The organism is Flavobacterium sp. GSP6, assembly GCF_003984855.1.
Lineage (GTDB): Bacteria > Bacteroidota > Bacteroidia > Flavobacteriales > Flavobacteriaceae > Flavobacterium.
Genome location: NZ_RYDO01000005.1, coordinates 57929 through 74452 on the forward strand (window position 1 = coordinate 57929; position 16524 = coordinate 74452).

The following is a 16524-nucleotide window of genomic DNA, read 5'->3' on the forward strand; positions in this document are numbered from 1 at the left end:
ATTAAAATGAAGATTTCCCTGAGTTTACTATTTTGTATTAGTTTTTTTATTTCCTGCTCTTCCTCAACTCCGGAGAGTAACGGAGGTACTGGAACTCCATTGCCAACAACTCCTGTTACTCCAACAGTTCCTTTGACGGATATTGAGGTTATGGATCAGGTTCAAAAAGATGCCATCAAGTATTTTTGGGAGTATGCAGAGCCTAATTCTAAACTGGCAAGAGAACGGTATTATACCAATGATCCTGGTTTTGAAGCTAATATTGTCACCACGGGAGGTTCCGGTTTTGGGTTAATGTCAATAATAGTAGGTATTGAACGCGGTTTTGTAAATCGGTCAGAAGCAGTTTCACGTCTTACAACTGCTATGAATTTTCTCGAAAAAGCAGAACGTTTTCACGGTGCTTGGCCCCATTGGATGGATGGTTCAACCGGAAAAGTAATTCCATTTGGAACAAAAGATAATGGAGGTGATTTAGTAGAGACATCTTTCCTTTGTCAAGGATTATTAAGCATCAGAGAATATTTTAAAAATGGTTCTGCCTCAGAAAAAGAATTAGCTGCAAAAGCCGATGCACTTTGGAAAGGAGTAGAATGGGATTGGTATACCAAAGGAGAAAACGCCCTTTACTGGCATTGGTCTCCGCAATACGGTTGGGAAATGAATTTTAAATTAGAAGGATACAACGAATGTTTGATTACCTATGTTTTGGGTGCTGCTTCGCCTACGCATCCTATTTCGGAACAGGCCTATCATCAGGCTTGGGCCAGAAATGGAGGCATTACAAATGGAGGATCACAATATGGAATTCCTGTGATTTTCAATTATAACGGAGCTTCAGGAAATGTAGGGCCTTTGTTCTGGGCGCAATATTCTTATTTAGGATTAGATCCCACTACATTGAAGGATCAATATGCCGATTATTGGGCATTGACCCAAAATCATTCTAAAATCATCAATCAATATTGCATTGCTAATCCACGTCAATGGAAAGGTTATTCAGATAAATGTTGGGGATTAACGGCTAGTTATTCCCGTAACAGTGATGGTTCTACAGGATATTCAGCACACCAGCCTAACAATGATTTAGGGGTAATTACGCCTACGGCTGCCCTGTCTTCGTTTCCTTTTACACCAGTAGAGTCCATGAAGTTTCTTCATTATTTATACGATGAAAAAAGAACAGAATATGTTGGAATAGCAGGGCCTTATGATGCCTTTTCCCCGCATTATAACTGGGTAACGCCAAGATATTTAGCCATTGATCAAGGTACAATTGCACCTATGATTGAAAATCACCGTTCCGGTTTATTATGGAAATTATTTATGAACGCTCCGGAAATTAAACCAGGTTTGACAAAATTGGGCTTTAATTCTACAAAATATAATTTTTAAAGAATGATGAAAGGTCTAATTTTAATGCTCGCCTTTTTAATGTCATGGAATTCTTTTTCTCAAACTGAGAGGAGGGGGAAAATTAAAACGGAAGTCGTTAAAAATTACGAACTAAATTACGTTTTGCACATTCCAAAGAACTCCAATGTGGAATTAACCATTTTTGATAATGCAAACCACGACAGTTGGTCGCGCGTGTATGACAACCAAGAAATTTATGATTGGATGTTCCAACAAACAAAAAACAGACAAAATGAAAATTAAACTTATTATATTACTTTTTGGAATTTCTCTTTTTGGCTACAGCCAAAAAAAGACAACTAAAAAGAACGTTAAAATTAAACCGAAAACAGAATTCGTTTCAGAGTTACTTTCTAAAATGACTTTGGAAGAAAAAATAGGGCAATTAAATTTACCTACTTCGGGAGATATTACCACGGGTCAGGCCAACAGTTCCAATGTCGCGAAGAATATCGAAGAAGGTAAAGTGGGTGGTTTATTCAACATCAAATCAGTTCAAAAAATATATGAAGTTCAAAAGATCTCGGTCGAAAAAAGCCGATTGAAAATTCCGTTGCTTTTTGGGATGGACGTCATTCACGGGTATGAAACGACCTTTCCTATTCCGCTTGGATTGTCTTGTACATGGGATATGAAACTGATAGAAAGAAGTGCCCAAATTGCGGCACAAGAAGCCAGTGCTGATGGAATCAACTGGACTTTCTCCCCAATGGTTGATATTTCCCGCGATCCTCGCTGGGGAAGAGTTTCCGAAGGTTCGGGTGAAGATCCATTTTTGGGAAGCCAAATTGCAAAAGCAATGGTCCAAGGGTATCAGGGAGATGATTTGTCCCTTAATAATACCATTTTGGCTTGTGTCAAACATTTTGCTTTATACGGCGCGCCCGAAGCAGGACGTGATTACAATACGGTTGACATGAGTCGAATCAGGATGTACAATGATTATTTTCCACCTTACAAAGCCGCTGTTGATGCGGGTGTAGGTTCTGTAATGGCTTCTTTCAACGAAGTAGACGGGATTCCTGCAACCGGAAACAAATGGTTAATGACTGATGTGTTGCGTAAGCAATGGGGTTTCAAAGGATTTGTAGTAACTGATTTTACAGGAATTCCGGAAATGATAGATCATGGAATGGGGGATTTGCAAACGGTTTCAGCCTTGGCATTAAATGCTGGGATTGAAATGGATATGGTGGGTGAAGGCTTCCTTACGACTCTAAAGAAATCAGTGGAGGAAGGAAAAGTTAGCGTCGAACAAATCGATAACGCCGTGCGTCTTATTTTGAATGCCAAATATGATCTGGGATTGTTTGATGATCCGTATCGTTACACAGATGCTAAAAGAGCAAAAGAGGAAATTTTTACAGCAAGCAACAGAGCCGAAGCCAGAAAAACAGCTGCTCAATCTTTAGTTTTATTAAAAAATCAAAATCAGTTGCTTCCTTTGAAAAAGTCTGGGACGATTGCCTTAATCGGACCCTTGGCTGATGCCAAAGAAAATATGGCAGGAACCTGGAGTGTAGCCACAAATCAGGATAAATCCATTTCACTTTTGACAGGAATCAAAGAAGTGGTTGGGAATTCGACCAAAGTGCTTTACGCCAAAGGAAGCAATCTGGATTATGATGCCGCTTTCGAGGAAAAAGCAACTATGTTTGGCAAAACCTTACATCGCGATGACAGAACTACCGAAGAATTATTGGAGGAAGCCTTGAAAATTGCGAATCAATCGGATGTAATTGTTGCCGCACTTGGAGAATCAGCAGAAATGTCCGGAGAAAGCAGTAGCAGAACGAACTTAGAAATTCCACAAGCGCAAAAAGACTTATTACAAGCCTTATTGAAAACGGGAAAACCGGTGGTTTTGGTTTTATTTACTGGCCGTCCATTGGTTTTGGTTCAGGAAAACGAAACCGTTCCTGCTATTTTGAATACTTGGTTTGCCGGTAGTGAAGCAGGCAGTGCAATTGCTGATGTTTTGTTTGGCGATGAAAATCCTTCGGGAAAATTGACTGCTACTTTCCCTAGAAGTGTAGGGCAGGTACCTATTTATTACAACCAAAAAAATACAGGAAGACCTTTAGGGAACAAAGAAGGGAAGTTCGAAAAATTCAGATCGAATTATATCGACGAAAGAAATGAACCTTTATATCCTTTTGGATTTGGATTGAGTTACACCACTTTTGAGTATTCGAATTTGAGGATATCAGCAGATAAAATGAGTTTCATCGAGAAATTAAATGTGACTGTTGATGTCACCAATACCGGAAATTTTGATGGTAAGGAAGTCGTTCAATTATATATAAGAGATTTAGTGGGTTCAGTTACAAGACCGCTAAAAGAATTGAAAGGATTCCAAAAAATAGCAATTAAAAAAGGAGAAAAGCAAACAGTTACTTTCGAAATTTCCCTAGAAGAATTGAAATTTTATAATTCGGATTTGAAGTTTATTGCAGAACCGGGAACTTTTCAAGTTTTTGTAGGAACAGATTCGAACACGGACCGGAAAGTTAGTTTTGAGTTGATTAAATAGATTTGGTTTATTTATTTATGATCGGCCCTTCAGTATTTGTACTGAAGGGTTTTTTTAAACAAAATAATGGTATTTGGTACATGTGAGACTGTGATACACGACTATTTTATTTACTTTTATCAATTCAAAAAAATCATTAAAAATGAAATATTTACTTTCTCTTTTTCTACTCTTTATGTTCAGTTTTGGACATGCTCAAACCGTTCAGTCTCCATCTGGCACTATAGCTCTAAATTTTAAATTAGCAGGAAATGGTCAACCGGCATATTCTGTAAATTACAAAAATAAAGCAGTTGTTTTAGAAAGTCTTTTAGGCATAAAATTAAAGGAAAAACCGGATCTCGACACTAATTTTGAAATTCTGACTTCAAAAACTTCAAGTTTCAGCGAATCTTGGAAACCCGTTTTAGGGGAACAAACTAGTATTCAAAATCAGTATAATGAGCTTAATGTTTCTTTAATAAATAAAGAATCTAAAGTAAAAATGAACATCATTTTTAGAGTTTTTGATGAAGGTGTAGCTTTCAGATACGATTTTCCAAGACAAGCGGAGTTGAATTATTTCATCATTTCGGATGAGGTTACGCAATTCAATTTGACCGAAAATAATAAAGTATTCTGGATTCCAGGAGATTTTGACAGTAATGAATACGAATACAATGAAACTAAGTTTTCTGAAATTGATAACAGCAAAATCAATATGAATAATGGAATTGGAGTAAAATCTATTCCGGGAAAATATATGGTTCAAACACCTTTGATGATGAAAGCACCATCAGGTTTGTATCTCAATATTTTTGAAGCTGCGGTTGTCAATTATCCGGTCATGCACCTGAATGCTGATGTGACAAATTACAAATTGAAAGCCGAATTAGTTCCTAACGCTATTGGTGACAAAGCGTATTTGCAAACACCCTGTGTGTCACCTTGGAGAACAATCATGATTAGCGATGATGCCAGAGATATTGTGGCTTCTAAAATGATTTTGAACCTCAATGAACCGTCAAAATTAGACGATACGTCTTGGATCAAACCCATGAAATATGTTGGAATTTGGTGGGAAATGCATGTTGGGAAATCAACTTGGGATTATGCCGGTTCTCAAAATGCCACTAATTTTGCAGATGCCCCAAAAGCTTCAGGAAAACATGGCGCTACCACGGAAAACACGAAAAGATACATTGATTTTGCCGCGAAAAATGGTTTCGGTGGGGTACTTGTTGAAGGTTGGAATGTAGGTTGGGAAGATTGGAACGGAAACTGGAAAGAGGAAGTTTTTGATTTTACCACTCCGTATCCGGATTTTGATATTGCTGCAATTTCGGCTTATGCCAAAGCAAAAAATGTACAGATGATCATGCATCATGAAACATCGGGTTCTGTCAGTAATTATGAAAGACACTTGGATCGCGCTTTTGATTTGATGAAAAAACACGAATATCCAGCGGTAAAAACCGGTTATGTGGGTAAAATTATTCCGCGTGGCGAATTTCATGACGGGCAATCTATGGTGAATCATTTCAATTTTGTTGTTAGACGTGCCGCGGATTACAAGATTATGATTAATTCCCACGAATCATCAAGACCTACCGGTTACGGAAGAACATATCCTAATTATATCGCTGCCGAAGCGGCTCGCGGGAATGAATTCAATGCTTGGAGCGTAGGAAATCCACCTATGCATGAAACTATATTGCCGTTTACCAGACAACTGGGCGGACCTATGGATTATACACCGGGCATATTTGAAATTAAAATGAGTTATTATGATAAAAATAAAACGGAGCAGGTACACACGACTTTAGCCAAGCAACTGGCTTTGTATGTAACGATGTATTCTCCGTTGCAAATGGCGGCCGATTTATTAGAAAATTACGAGAAATATCCGGATGCTTTTCAGTTTGTCAAAGACGTTGAAACGGATTGGGATGAAAGTAAGTATTTAGAAGCTGAACCAGGCGATTACGTTACGGTTGCTCGAAAAACAAAAGGAAAGGAAACCTGGTTTTTGGGTGCAATAACAGATGAGAATGCCAGAAAATCAGAAATTAAATTAGATTTCCTGACCAAAGGAATGAAATACAAAGCCATCATTTATGAAGATGCTAAAGATGCCGATTGGAAAAAGAATCCTATCGCTTATAAAATAAGAACGATAACAGTAACCAGCAAATCAAAAATCAAATTGAATTTAGCTCCCGGAGGTGGAACGGCAATCAGTTTTGAACCAATAAAATAAATAGGATATCCTGCAAGAAAATATAACTTGCAGGATTTTTTTTGAATCTAGCATAAAATATTCAGTAAGAATTACGAAATTGCGACGGCAACCAAAACCAAAATTATAAAGAAGAATACCCAAAAAAGCCCAAATTTATTATGAAAAAATCAATTGTTTTAGCCGCACTTTTCTTTGGTGGAATTACTGCTTTTGCGCAAGCTAAGGAGGAACAAATGTTAAAAGAAATTTACAAATTATCCTTAACCAATGCCAAATGTTATCCTTGGCTGGACCATTTATCCAATACCATTGGATCCCGATTATCAGGTTCTATAGGAGCTGAAAAAGCAGTTTTGTATACCAAAGCACAATTAGAAACCCTGGGTTTAGATAAAGTCTATCTCCAGGAAGTAATGGTGCCAAAATGGGTTCGTGGCGAAAAAGAAATCGCATATTTACAAGTAGGAAAACAAAAAATTAATTTCCCCATTTGCGCGCTGGGAGGTTCAGTGGCCACTCCAAAAAAAGGAGTACAAGCAACTATAATTGAAGTAAACAGCCTGGAAGAATTAACCGCATTAGGGGAAGCAAAAGTAAAAGGGAAAATCATTTTCTTCAACAGAGCGATGAATCCTGAATTTATCGAAACTTTCAAAGCCTATGGGAGTTGTGTTGACCAAAGATCATCAGGAGCCAGAGAAGCTGGAAAACTCGGTGCTTTAGCTGTAATTGTAAGATCCATGAATTTGCGATTGGATGATTTACCGCATACCGGTGCAACTAATTATGGAGAAATTTCCAAAGAACAACGAATTCCAGCTGCTGCCATTAGTACAAATGGAGCCGAACTGTTGAGCAAAAGTTTAAAACAAAATCCAAATTCGCTATTCTATTTCAAACAATCTTGTGAAACATTTGATGATGTTTTATCCTACAATGTGGTTGGTGAAATAACGGGTTCTGAACATCCTGAAAGGATAATGGTCGTTGGCGGCCACCTTGATTCCTGGGATTTAGGAGACGGATCTCATGATGATGGTGCTGGATGTGTTCAAAGTATGGAGGTATTAAATATCTTCAAAAACATTGGGTATAAACCTAAAAATACGTTGCGTGTGGTATTGTTTATGAACGAAGAAAACGGAGTTCGAGGCGGCAAAGAATATGAAGTACAGTCCAATAAAAATAATGAAAACCATATTTTTGCTTTAGAAAGCGATTCGGGAGGATTTTCCCCAAGAGGATTTTCAATTGATGCTGATGAAGCAAATTTTAACAAAATCAGTAGTTGGGCAACGTTATTTGAACCATACCTAATCCACAAATTTGTAAAAGGACATTCCGGTGTTGATATTGGTCCACTGCAATCCAATCATATCGTAAAGGTGGGATTGCAACCGGATTCACAACGTTATTTTGATTACCATCATGCCGCTAATGACACATTTGATGCTGTCAATAAAAGAGAGTTGGAACTAGGAGCAGCGGCTATGGCTTCCTTACTTTATCTGGTGGATCAGCAAGGGATTGTCAATTAAAAAACCAAAATCTTAGAAGGTGCTACATTCAATATTTGAAAGAAATAGTGAATGTAGCACCCTCATTTATTTTACTCTCAACCGCAATTCGCCCGCCTAAGCTTGTGATGTAGTTGTACACTAAATACAGCCCTATACCGTTGCTGTCGTTGTTGCTGTGAAATTTTTCATACAATCCAAAAATCCTGTTTTTTACTTTGTCTAAATCAAAACCCAGCCCATTATCAGAAAAAATTAATTGATTGATTCCATTTACCTTTTTAGATTGTATAGTAATAATTGGAGGGGCATCCGGTTTTGCATATTTAATCGAATTAGTCAATAAATTTAAAAAAATACTTTTGATGTACGCTTTGTTAAAAGTTACATTTTCAAAAGCTGAAAAGTCGATATTAATTTCTGCTTTTGAATCTTGGACTAAAGAATTTATCGAGATCAAGACTTCGTTGAGTGCTTCATTTAGGTTTATTTTTTCTATTTGAGTGTTGATGTTTTCATTATCAATTAATTCATCAATCGAATCGTTTAAAGTTTGTTTTAAATTTTCACTGGTCAATTTAAGAGTGCTGATCAATTCCAGTGTTTCCGGATCATGAATTTTAGTACTGTCTATCAAACTGAAGACCGAAAGCATATTGTTAATGGGAGACTTTAAATCATGGGATGTTTTATGTGACAAAACCGTGAGCTCCTTATTAATTTGGGTAAGATTGGCAAGAAGTAAATTGCGTTCTTCTTCGATTCTTTTTTTATGGGTAATGTTTTTGGCAATCGCATACACTAATCTTTCGGACTCGACAGGCATCGATGTCCAGGACAGCCATATAATTTCCCCGGTTTTTGTTAAATACCGATTTTCAAAATTCAAAAGAGGCTTGTTTTTATATACTTTTTCTCTGGTTTCAATAGTAATTTTAAGGTCAGATGCATACACAAAACTACTGATGGGTCTAGCATACAATTCCTCTTCTGAAAATCCTAATAATTTTGAAACAGCCGGATTTATTCTTCTAAAATAGCCGTCAAATCCCGCAATACATATAAAATCAGCAGATATATTAAAAAAATTATCAAAGTTATATGCCCCATGTGAATCAGTATTCATCTTTGTTACATTCATTATATTTATTAATCTAAAAAGTTTTTTTTAAAGCATCAGTGTCCAGACTCTTTTTGATTTTTGTTGTCTGATATAAAAAATTATATTATAAGAAAAGTCATATATTGCCTAATTTTGCAGTTGATAGAATTTCTTCTGATAAAGCAGCATAATAATTTTTTGAAACAATTGGTTGTGGTGTCTCCTGGTCTCGACTTAGCATCATAAGAGAAAATAATTAAAACTTAAAGTGTAAAAAAACAAGCACAATTAACAAATAAAATCCAATTTTTTTTAAAATAGTTTTAAAATTAAAATGGTTAGTGTTTTCCTCTGAATTTAGTGCTGAATTTTTCATTTAATGTAAATTAGGTTATACATGCAAATTTAGAAATAGTAATTCGTCTGGCTATAGGTGTTTTTACGTGATTTTAATTAAGTTTGAAGGGTATTTACCATTCAAGTTTTGGATAGATAAAATTTTTATTATTATGGAAGAAAATAGTACACCACATTTAGCTAATAATATGTTATAATTAACCCGTTGGGTGCAATTAATTTTTGATGATAATTTTTGTCAGTTCGAGTGATCCCGCTTTTGGGCGGGATTATATCGAGAACTAGAAAATTAGTATTAAAAACGGTTCTCGATACACGTCACTTCGAGTGCGAAGCGTATTGAGAAGTTTTGTTCCGTTTTACTACACAAAAAACACTCGAACTGACGTTTTGAATAATTGCACCCAACGGCTTATAATTAAAGAAATACGCTAAACAATTTCAATTAAATCAAAACACATCACGATCATTCAAATAAAATTTTGGTAAACAAAAGAAGGCTGTCATATCCAGACAGCCTCGTTTTTTTATTGTGTGTAAAGTATTTATATTTTGAATATTCCTCCTACAGCAATAATTCTCTGAAAAAAGAAAAAATCTTGTGAAGCACTGTCTTCGGTGCTTTGTGTAGTTCGAATGTCTTGCATGTTAATATACCCTCCTTTGAGTTCTCCCTGGATATAAAAATGTTTAAAAAAAGTAACATTCAATCCTGCTTTCAAAGAAGTTCCATACCCTGAAACATGAAAATCATCATGACGATCTTTTCCTAATAAAGTGGTGTTAGTTTTTGGATATAAGAGACCAAAACCAACTCCTTCGGTTAAATTAACTTGAATTTTATCCGTATTTCTAATTTTGAATAATGACGAGATATCATCATGTCGAGAAAACTCAGTATTCACATAATTTAAACCATCGGTATGTTCATATTTGAGAAATTTTGCTGTCAAAAGAACTTGATTATTGGCTAATAGCTCATCATAAGATCCCGGATTGGGATAATGCCCATTGATCGTTACCGCCTTGTCTTGTAGCATTACATATTTCATGTGATCTACACCTATAGCAACGCTGTAGTGGTCACTTATGAAATACCCCATTCTGAAATTAGTTTGAGGAATAGTCATTTTTGCTGGATTGATATAATCTACATGCCACCCTTTTGGTTTGTCCTGCGCTTGGACATTTTCTAAGGTAAAATTGTAATCTTTACCTCGAAAGGTTATGTCCGACTTGGAGTAAGTATCTCTGTTTCCTCCCCATGAGATGAAAAATTTTCCTTTGTTATGAGTTGTATATTTAGTTTGAATTTCTGTAATTTCCTGTGCAATTATACTATTGGTAAATAAAATAATAAGGGATGCGTAATATAAAAGATATTTCAATATATATGGTGCCTAAATTTAAAATGTGTGTATTGTTTTTCTGATGGCAACTAACTTGGTCATTAAGGATTCAAAATAATCCAAATGCAACATATTAGCACCATCGCTTTTTGCATTGGCAGGATCAAAATGGGTTTCTATAAAGATTCCATCTACGCCTACAGCAATACCAGCTTTGGCAATGGTTTCAATCATATCAGGTCTTCCACCAGTTACACCAACCGTTTGGTTGGGTTGCTGCAGTGAGTGCGTCACATCAAGAACAGTTGTAGCATATTGTTGCATTGTAGGAATTCCTCTAAAATCAACAATCATGTCCTGGTAGCCAAACATCGTTCCTCTATCGGTAATCATCACTTTTTCATTGTTACAATCCAATACTTTTTGAACCGCATGTTTCATGCTTTCCGGACTCATGAATTGTCCTTTTTTCAAGTTGACTACTTTTCCGGTATTGGCAGCAGCCATTACTAAATCCGTTTGACGCACTAAAAAAGCTGGAATTTGCAATACATCAACATATTGAGAAGCCATATCCGCATCTTCATTTGTATGAATATCCGTAACGGTAGGAACTTTAAATGTTTCCGAAACTTTTCTGAGGATTTTCAATGCTTTTTCGTCACCGATTCCTGAAAAACTGTCAATTCTAGATCGGTTAGCTTTCTTGAAAGAACCCTTGAAAACGAAAGGAATTTGTAAATGATCAGTAATACCAACTAGTTTTTCGGCAATTCGCATCGCCATTTCTTCCCCTTCAATGGCACAAGGCCCAGCTAACAAGAAGAAATTGCCACTATCAGTATATTTGATTTGTGGAATATGTTGTAAGTTCATAGTATGATTTTTTAAAGGTGCAAAGGTAGTTATGATTTACGATTTCCAATTTACGTTTCCCAATTAATTTCGGGCATTAACTTTTTTTTAGGAGCTATTTCCTGCTGTATGTTGCAATCTCCCTGAAAAACGGGAGGATTTTCACTGCCATCAGGGCTAGGAATTTGGTTTATAAGGACTTTTGGGATTTTAAAAACTATTTTTTTTTCAATGTAAGTCCCACCGGAACCATCAATATTCCTTTTTCATAGATGTTCAGGTAGAGTAGTAGCGGTTCTTTCTGACCGTTCCATTTTAATTCATAAACATCCAGAAATCCAGCACCCATTTCACTTCTTTTCGTTGGAAACGGACAGCAACTTTCTTGTTTGGTATACGTTATTTTTTCACCATTAGGCCCAGCTAATGCGTTCAAAAACCGTTCTTGGTTGATCGTTTCGTTTTTAGTGTTATTAAAGAATATATTGATGGGATAATCCTTATCATATCCATATTTTTTGTTTGTGCTGTACTGAGTAATCACAAAAGTATAGTCTTGTGACAGCAATAAATCGGGAGCATTATCGTCCGTGTTTTTCAAAGTAGATTGTGTACTTATACAAGAAGTAGTACCTATTAGCAAAGCAATAAAAAGGATCGATTTTTTCATATTTAAGGTAGATTTATAATGTCAAAATTTAAACGGCACTTTTAATTGCAAGGAAGTACTTCGACACAAATATAACCAGAACTTCAGACCTTATTGCGAGTTCCCTGAATAATTTACAAGTGTCTATTGTGGAATATAACATTTGTCTTAAAATCTCGTAAAATGCTTCTTATCTTTGTACAAAAAAACAATATGGATATTATTTTTAAAACCTGGTCTTGGTCTGTTTCCGGTTTTTTGATCGGCTTGATTATGCTGGCACTTATTTATTTCGGAAAGTCTTTTGGAATGTCTTCTAATTTGCGTTCGCTTTGTTCGATGGCTGGTTTAGGAAAACGAGTTTCTTTTTTTGATTTTGACTGGAAAGCACAACGCTGGAATTTAGTGGTTGTTCTTGGCGCAATGTTAGGTGGTTTTGTTGCCGTTCATTTTATGAGTGATGCTTCAAATGTAACTATTAATCCCAAAACAATTGAACAATTAGCACAACTTGGTATCGATGCCCCAAACGGAAAATTAATGCCGGATGCGCTTTTTGGAATCTCCATTTTAGAATCCCCAAAGCATATTTTTATACTGCTTATTGGTGGTGTTTTGGTAGGTTTTGGCTCTCGTTATGCAGGAGGTTGTACTTCCGGACATGCCATTTCAGGCTTGAGTAATTTACAAATTCCTTCGTTGAAAGCCGTAATTGGATTCTTCATTGGTGGATTGATAATGGCGCATTTTTTATTGCCATTAATTGTAAAGTAGATAAGCAATCATTGACTCATAATATAAAATAAAAAGAATGAAAAATATACTAAAATATCTATTGGTTGGATTTGTTTTCGGAATTGTTTTGACTAAATCTGAAGCCGTTTCCTGGTATCGCATTTATGAAATGTTTCAATTTCAGTCGTTTCACATGTACGGAATTATTTCGGTGGCTATCTTGACGGGAATTATTGGCATTCAAATCATTAAACGAAACAATATAAAAGACATCAAGGGAGAATCTATAGAAATTCCGGATAAAGAAAAAGGCTCTGCCAGATACTGGATTGGCGGATTGTTTTTTGGATTGGGTTGGGCATTGGTAGGTTCTTGTCCGGGACCAATATTCATCTTGCTTGGGGCTGGTTTTTGGACCATTTTGATAGTGCTTTTCGGGTCTCTTTTCGGGACCTATCTATATGGACTATTGAAAAATAAATTACCTCATTAATCGAAAAACACTTGACATCAAAATAGCATTCTCTTGTGGGAATGCTATTTTTTTTTTAATTTTAAAATGCCGGAAACAATCAAATATTGCGCAAGTAAATAGGTTGCCATAATCAAAAAGGAGCTGTATTGCAATGGCGCATAGAATTTATCAAAGGCCAAAAGACTATCTGAAGCTACAAAAACAATAGCGCCAATTAATATATAGCTGTTGGCAGGTTTTTGCCAGTTTAAAAAACCCTTGAGCGCAAATAACAACATAATTGAAATAGTAAGGGCATATAATAGAACAGGAATTTTTAAGTCCCCTAAACTTGGCAATAAAAGCAACATCATTACGATTAAATAAACTACGATTACTGTAACTCCTACCCAGAAAATAATTTTACTATTCTTTAAATAAATTTTCAATTGTTTGTTAAATAGTATGATATACGAAATGTGCGAAAGTAGAAAGGCAATCAGCCCTGCAATAAAATACAACTCTCCTTTGTCAGCAAACATCAAAATAATGTCCCCTATCCACGACAAAGTCAAAGCAGTTATAAGAACTTTTTTAGTACTAAATCTTTCGTGTAAATAAACTGTCAGAATTAAAAACGGCAATAAAAATGGTTTCAAAAACCAAGCTATAGTTTCCCAACCAAAAAGAATTAGCAATAGATAAACAAGACTAAACCCAATAAAACTCTTTACTTTAATGTTGTGTTTCATATTTTTTTTAAGATTGAACGGTAATCATGGCATCTTTTTCAAAATTAGTGCTGACAAAATATACAGTTACAGCCAAGGATAAAAGGAGATAACCACCAATAATATAACTCGCAAAAGGAAAAAGTTGATTCATTCCAAACCAATCGCCAAAATAGAAAATTAGTCCAATTCCAAAAACAAAACGGATACTTTCCCAGAAGATGGAAATTTTGCGGGTATCCATTAATTCCGTGTAACTGTAAACGGTCAGGAAGATGAATGCGCCGTAAATAAATACATTTGGCAACCCTATCACCACGATAGAATTATACATATAACTAATAAGTAACAACGTTATAATTGCTTGAAATAAGGACCAGTACATTAGTTTTTTAGAATGTTGAACGCCGTATTTTTCAAAATCATATACATTGGTAATTTTGACAACGGGATATTTTTCTTCAAAATTTTCCGGACGCCAGCCTGTTGGTTTAAACCAAATGATAAACTTATCTTTCCAGTTTTCGGCGCGCCAAGCATCTGTAATCAATAGCCATAAATGCTGAAAATTTATCCGGATCGGATTCCAGGTTCTGGCTGGTCTTGTGATTCCAAAAACAGGTGGAACGCTTTCTAATTCCGCTTGAAAAGTACCAAACAATTTATCCCAAATGATGAATATTTGCGAATGGTTCTTGTCCATGTATTCTGGATTGATGGCATGATGCACCCTATGATGGGATGGTGAAACCAATATCCTTTCCAGAAAACCAATTTTCTTGATGTGCTTAGTATGGTACCAAAATTGAAGGAATAAATGAATTGGTAAGGTTATCGCAATCACTTTGGAGGGAACTCCTAAAAGTGCGGCTGGAATCAATAAAAAGGTAAACAGATTTACAAAACTGGAAACGGGCTGGCGTAGGGCACAGGCCAAATTGAATTCTTCACTGCTATGATGTATAGCATGTTTGTTCCATAAAAAGTTAATTTGATGCGACAAACGATGACTCCAATAGCCATAAAAATCAATAGCTATAAATCCAATAAAATAGGTTAAAAAGGTAGCTTCAAGATTGAATAAAGCTATTTTAGATACGATCCAATCGTAAGAAACCAGTGTGATACTAAGTCCTAAAACATCTTTTAGGGAGTTGACCATTCCAGAGCTCACGCTTGAAACAGCATCCATATTAGGTGCGGTATCTTCCCCTTTGTAATGCCCATAAATTTTTTCGATGCTAATTAATATCAAAAAAATGGGCATTACAAAAACTAAAATTTTACCATATTCTTCCATAAGAACACTTTTTTTATTCAAATATAGAATAAAAGAGAATGTTTTTTAATTATTCACAGTAATTTATTTGTCAAAGGGAATTTTTATTATTCTTAAATTATTTCTGCATTTAATCCTGCTTCTAATAATTGCGTGCATTGTGGTTTTAATTTGTCGTAAGGCCCTGTTTTTACAGTACATTTTCCGTTATAATGTACGATTAATGAACATTGTTCTGCTTGTTCCGGTGTGTGATTGCATACGCGAATTAAGGTGTCAATGACATGGTCAAATGTATTTACATCATCATTATAAACGATGATTTCGTTGTCCAGCTGGGTTGCTTCTTTGACATGGACTCTTTCTCTTACTTTTTCTTTAGTACTCATTTTATAGGTTTTTGTACTTTCGTAATTAATAAAAAAATAATACTACTAATTTACATATTTTAAAGATACCCAATTGTTTCTTTCAAGTTTTTTAACATAAATCAGTCCTTTTTCGGTACAAGAGGCATCTATAAATGGTATATCTTCATGATAGAAACCGCTTAAAAGTAGCGTTCCATTAGGGTTTAAACTGTCTATGTAACTCTGCATATCGTTCAACAAAATATTCCTATTGATGTTGGCTATAATCAAATCGTATTTTTTACCTTCTAATAAAGAGGCTTCCCCTTCATAAACGGTAATGTGTTTGCAGTTATTACGTGCTGCATTTTCTATAGAATTCAAGTAACACCAATTGTCAATATCAATAGCGTCAATTGGTTGCGCTCCTTTCATTTCGGCAAGAATTGCTAATATTGCGGTTCCACATCCCATATCGAGTGTTTTCATTCCGGTTACATCTATTTCTAATAAATGTTGAATCATCATGTGAGTGGTCTCATGGTGCCCTGTTCCAAAACTCATTTTTGGTTCAATTATAATATCAAATTCGGCATCTGTTTTTGGATGGAATGGTGCTCGTACATGACAGTTTCCGTCGACATCAATGGCTTCAAAATTCTTTTCCCATTCCTCATTCCAGTTGACTTGTTCGATTTCTTCAAATGTATAATCAATCGTAAATTCTTCGGATTGTAAAATATGGATATCCGCTAAGATGGTTTCATTCCATAAATCCTTTTGCACAAAAGCTGAAATCCCGGTTTCAGTTTCTGTAAAACTCTCAAAAGCTCTTTCTCCCAATTCCGCGATTAAGATTTCAGACCCCAATTCTTTAGGTTCAATAGTAAAATGGTACGCTATATAAATATTTGACATGCTTGTTTTTTTTGCAAAGGTAACAATCGCATATTAAAGAGTATTTGTAAATCAAATT

General features: G+C 35.5%; 15 protein-coding genes. 7 read left to right on the top strand and 8 right to left on the bottom strand.

Translation table 11 applies throughout. The features are described from left to right. Positions 1 to 6: 6 nt before the first annotated feature. The 5 genes from EKM03_RS07060 to EKM03_RS07080 all read left to right on the top strand — a co-directional run bounded on the left by EKM03_RS07060 (position 7) and on the right by EKM03_RS07080 (position 7708). Entirely contained in the window at positions 7 to 1395 is a 1389-nt protein-coding gene (locus EKM03_RS07060) for a glucoamylase family protein (RefSeq protein WP_126462991.1), read from the top strand. Between the two features lie 3 nt (positions 1396 to 1398). Next, positions 1399 to 1659, top strand: coding sequence for a hypothetical protein (locus tag EKM03_RS15260; RefSeq protein WP_233584073.1), 261 nt, complete (start codon positions 1399 to 1401; stop codon positions 1657 to 1659). Beyond that, on the top strand, positions 1649 to 3949 hold the full coding sequence (gene bglX, locus EKM03_RS07070; protein ID WP_126740090.1) for a beta-glucosidase BglX: 2301 nt from the start codon (positions 1649 to 1651) through the stop codon (positions 3947 to 3949). The genes EKM03_RS15260 and bglX overlap by 11 nt, the downstream gene beginning before the upstream one ends. A gap of 142 nt (positions 3950 to 4091) precedes the next feature. After that, a complete protein-coding gene (locus tag EKM03_RS07075) occupies positions 4092 to 6188 on the top strand; it encodes a glycoside hydrolase family 97 protein (RefSeq protein WP_126740091.1) in 2097 nt (698 codons plus the stop codon). Between the two features lie 140 nt (positions 6189 to 6328). Continuing rightward, positions 6329 to 7708 (top strand): M28 family peptidase, encoded by a 1380-nt coding sequence (locus EKM03_RS07080; RefSeq protein ID WP_126562444.1) that lies wholly within the window; start codon positions 6329 to 6331, stop codon positions 7706 to 7708. Positions 7709 to 7736: 28 nt separating this feature from the next. Here the strand turns inward: EKM03_RS07080 and EKM03_RS07085 are convergent, their stop codons facing one another. The 4 genes from EKM03_RS07085 to EKM03_RS07100 all read right to left on the bottom strand — a co-directional run bounded on the left by EKM03_RS07085 (position 7737) and on the right by EKM03_RS07100 (position 12020). Further along, a complete protein-coding gene (locus EKM03_RS07085) occupies positions 7737 to 8813 on the bottom strand; it encodes a PAS domain-containing sensor histidine kinase (protein ID WP_233579309.1) in 1077 nt (358 codons plus the stop codon). A gap of 878 nt (positions 8814 to 9691) precedes the next feature. Beyond that, entirely contained in the window at positions 9692 to 10534 is an 843-nt protein-coding gene (locus EKM03_RS07090; protein WP_126553591.1) for a hypothetical protein, read from the bottom strand. 18 nt (positions 10535 to 10552) lie between these two features. Then, positions 10553 to 11371, bottom strand: coding sequence for a 3-deoxy-8-phosphooctulonate synthase (gene kdsA / locus EKM03_RS07095; RefSeq protein WP_126740092.1), 819 nt, complete (start codon positions 11369 to 11371; stop codon positions 10553 to 10555). 196 nt (positions 11372 to 11567) lie between these two features. Then, positions 11568 to 12020 (bottom strand): 2-dehydro-3-deoxyphosphooctonate aldolase, encoded by a 453-nt coding sequence (locus EKM03_RS07100; RefSeq protein WP_126576363.1) that lies wholly within the window; start codon positions 12018 to 12020, stop codon positions 11568 to 11570. Positions 12021 to 12212: 192 nt separating this feature from the next. Here EKM03_RS07100 and EKM03_RS07105 point away from each other — a divergent pair, with 192 nt between their 5' ends. After that, positions 12213 to 12773 (top strand): YeeE/YedE family protein, encoded by a 561-nt coding sequence (locus EKM03_RS07105; protein WP_126452492.1) that lies wholly within the window; start codon positions 12213 to 12215, stop codon positions 12771 to 12773. Positions 12774 to 12810: 37 nt separating this feature from the next. Next, entirely contained in the window at positions 12811 to 13227 is a 417-nt protein-coding gene (locus tag EKM03_RS07110) for a DUF6691 family protein (protein ID WP_126553595.1), read from the top strand. 44 nt (positions 13228 to 13271) lie between these two features. Here the strand turns inward: EKM03_RS07110 and EKM03_RS07115 are convergent, their stop codons facing one another. From EKM03_RS07115 to prmA, 4 genes are all read right to left on the bottom strand, one after another. Then, on the bottom strand, positions 13272 to 13940 hold the full coding sequence (locus EKM03_RS07115; RefSeq protein WP_126562433.1) for a lysoplasmalogenase: 669 nt from the start codon (positions 13938 to 13940) through the stop codon (positions 13272 to 13274). Positions 13941 to 13947: 7 nt separating this feature from the next. Continuing rightward, positions 13948 to 15219 carry a sterol desaturase family protein gene (locus EKM03_RS07120; RefSeq protein WP_126562431.1) on the bottom strand — a complete coding sequence of 424 codons (1272 nt, stop codon included), beginning with the start codon at positions 15217 to 15219 and terminating at the stop codon, positions 13948 to 13950. Between the two features lie 92 nt (positions 15220 to 15311). Further along, positions 15312 to 15587, bottom strand: a complete 276-nt coding sequence (locus EKM03_RS07125) for an ATP-dependent Clp protease adaptor ClpS (RefSeq protein ID WP_126553601.1) — start codon at positions 15585 to 15587, stop codon at positions 15312 to 15314. 45 nt (positions 15588 to 15632) lie between these two features. After that, the gene (prmA, locus tag EKM03_RS07130) at positions 15633 to 16466 is read right to left on the bottom strand and encodes a 50S ribosomal protein L11 methyltransferase (protein ID WP_126462968.1); all 834 of its coding nucleotides are present in this window, start codon (positions 16464 to 16466) and stop codon (positions 15633 to 15635) included. Positions 16467 to 16524 lie beyond the last annotated feature (58 nt).

Coding starts and splice junctions, on each gene's coding strand:
- prmA (WP_126462968.1), bottom strand. CDS start 16,466: ATGTCAAATATTTATATAGCGTACCATTTTACTATTGAACCTAAAGAA.
- EKM03_RS07060 (WP_126462991.1), top strand. CDS start 7: ATGAAGATTTCCCTGAGTTTACTATTTTGTATTAGTTTTTTTATTTCC.
- EKM03_RS07125 (WP_126553601.1), bottom strand. CDS start 15,587: ATGAGTACTAAAGAAAAAGTAAGAGAAAGAGTCCATGTCAAAGAAGCA.
- EKM03_RS15260 (WP_233584073.1), top strand. CDS start 1,399: ATGATGAAAGGTCTAATTTTAATGCTCGCCTTTTTAATGTCATGGAAT.
- bglX (WP_126740090.1), top strand. CDS start 1,649: ATGAAAATTAAACTTATTATATTACTTTTTGGAATTTCTCTTTTTGGC.
- EKM03_RS07075 (WP_126740091.1), top strand. CDS start 4,092: ATGAAATATTTACTTTCTCTTTTTCTACTCTTTATGTTCAGTTTTGGA.
- EKM03_RS07110 (WP_126553595.1), top strand. CDS start 12,811: ATGAAAAATATACTAAAATATCTATTGGTTGGATTTGTTTTCGGAATT.
- EKM03_RS07100 (WP_126576363.1), bottom strand. CDS start 12,020: ATGAAAAAATCGATCCTTTTTATTGCTTTGCTAATAGGTACTACTTCT.
- EKM03_RS07105 (WP_126452492.1), top strand. CDS start 12,213: ATGGATATTATTTTTAAAACCTGGTCTTGGTCTGTTTCCGGTTTTTTG.
- EKM03_RS07120 (WP_126562431.1), bottom strand. CDS start 15,219: ATGGAAGAATATGGTAAAATTTTAGTTTTTGTAATGCCCATTTTTTTG.
- kdsA (WP_126740092.1), bottom strand. CDS start 11,371: ATGAACTTACAACATATTCCACAAATCAAATATACTGATAGTGGCAAT.
- EKM03_RS07115 (WP_126562433.1), bottom strand. CDS start 13,940: ATGAAACACAACATTAAAGTAAAGAGTTTTATTGGGTTTAGTCTTGTT.
- EKM03_RS07080 (WP_126562444.1), top strand. CDS start 6,329: ATGAAAAAATCAATTGTTTTAGCCGCACTTTTCTTTGGTGGAATTACT.
- EKM03_RS07085 (WP_233579309.1), bottom strand. CDS start 8,813: ATGAATACTGATTCACATGGGGCATATAACTTTGATAATTTTTTTAAT.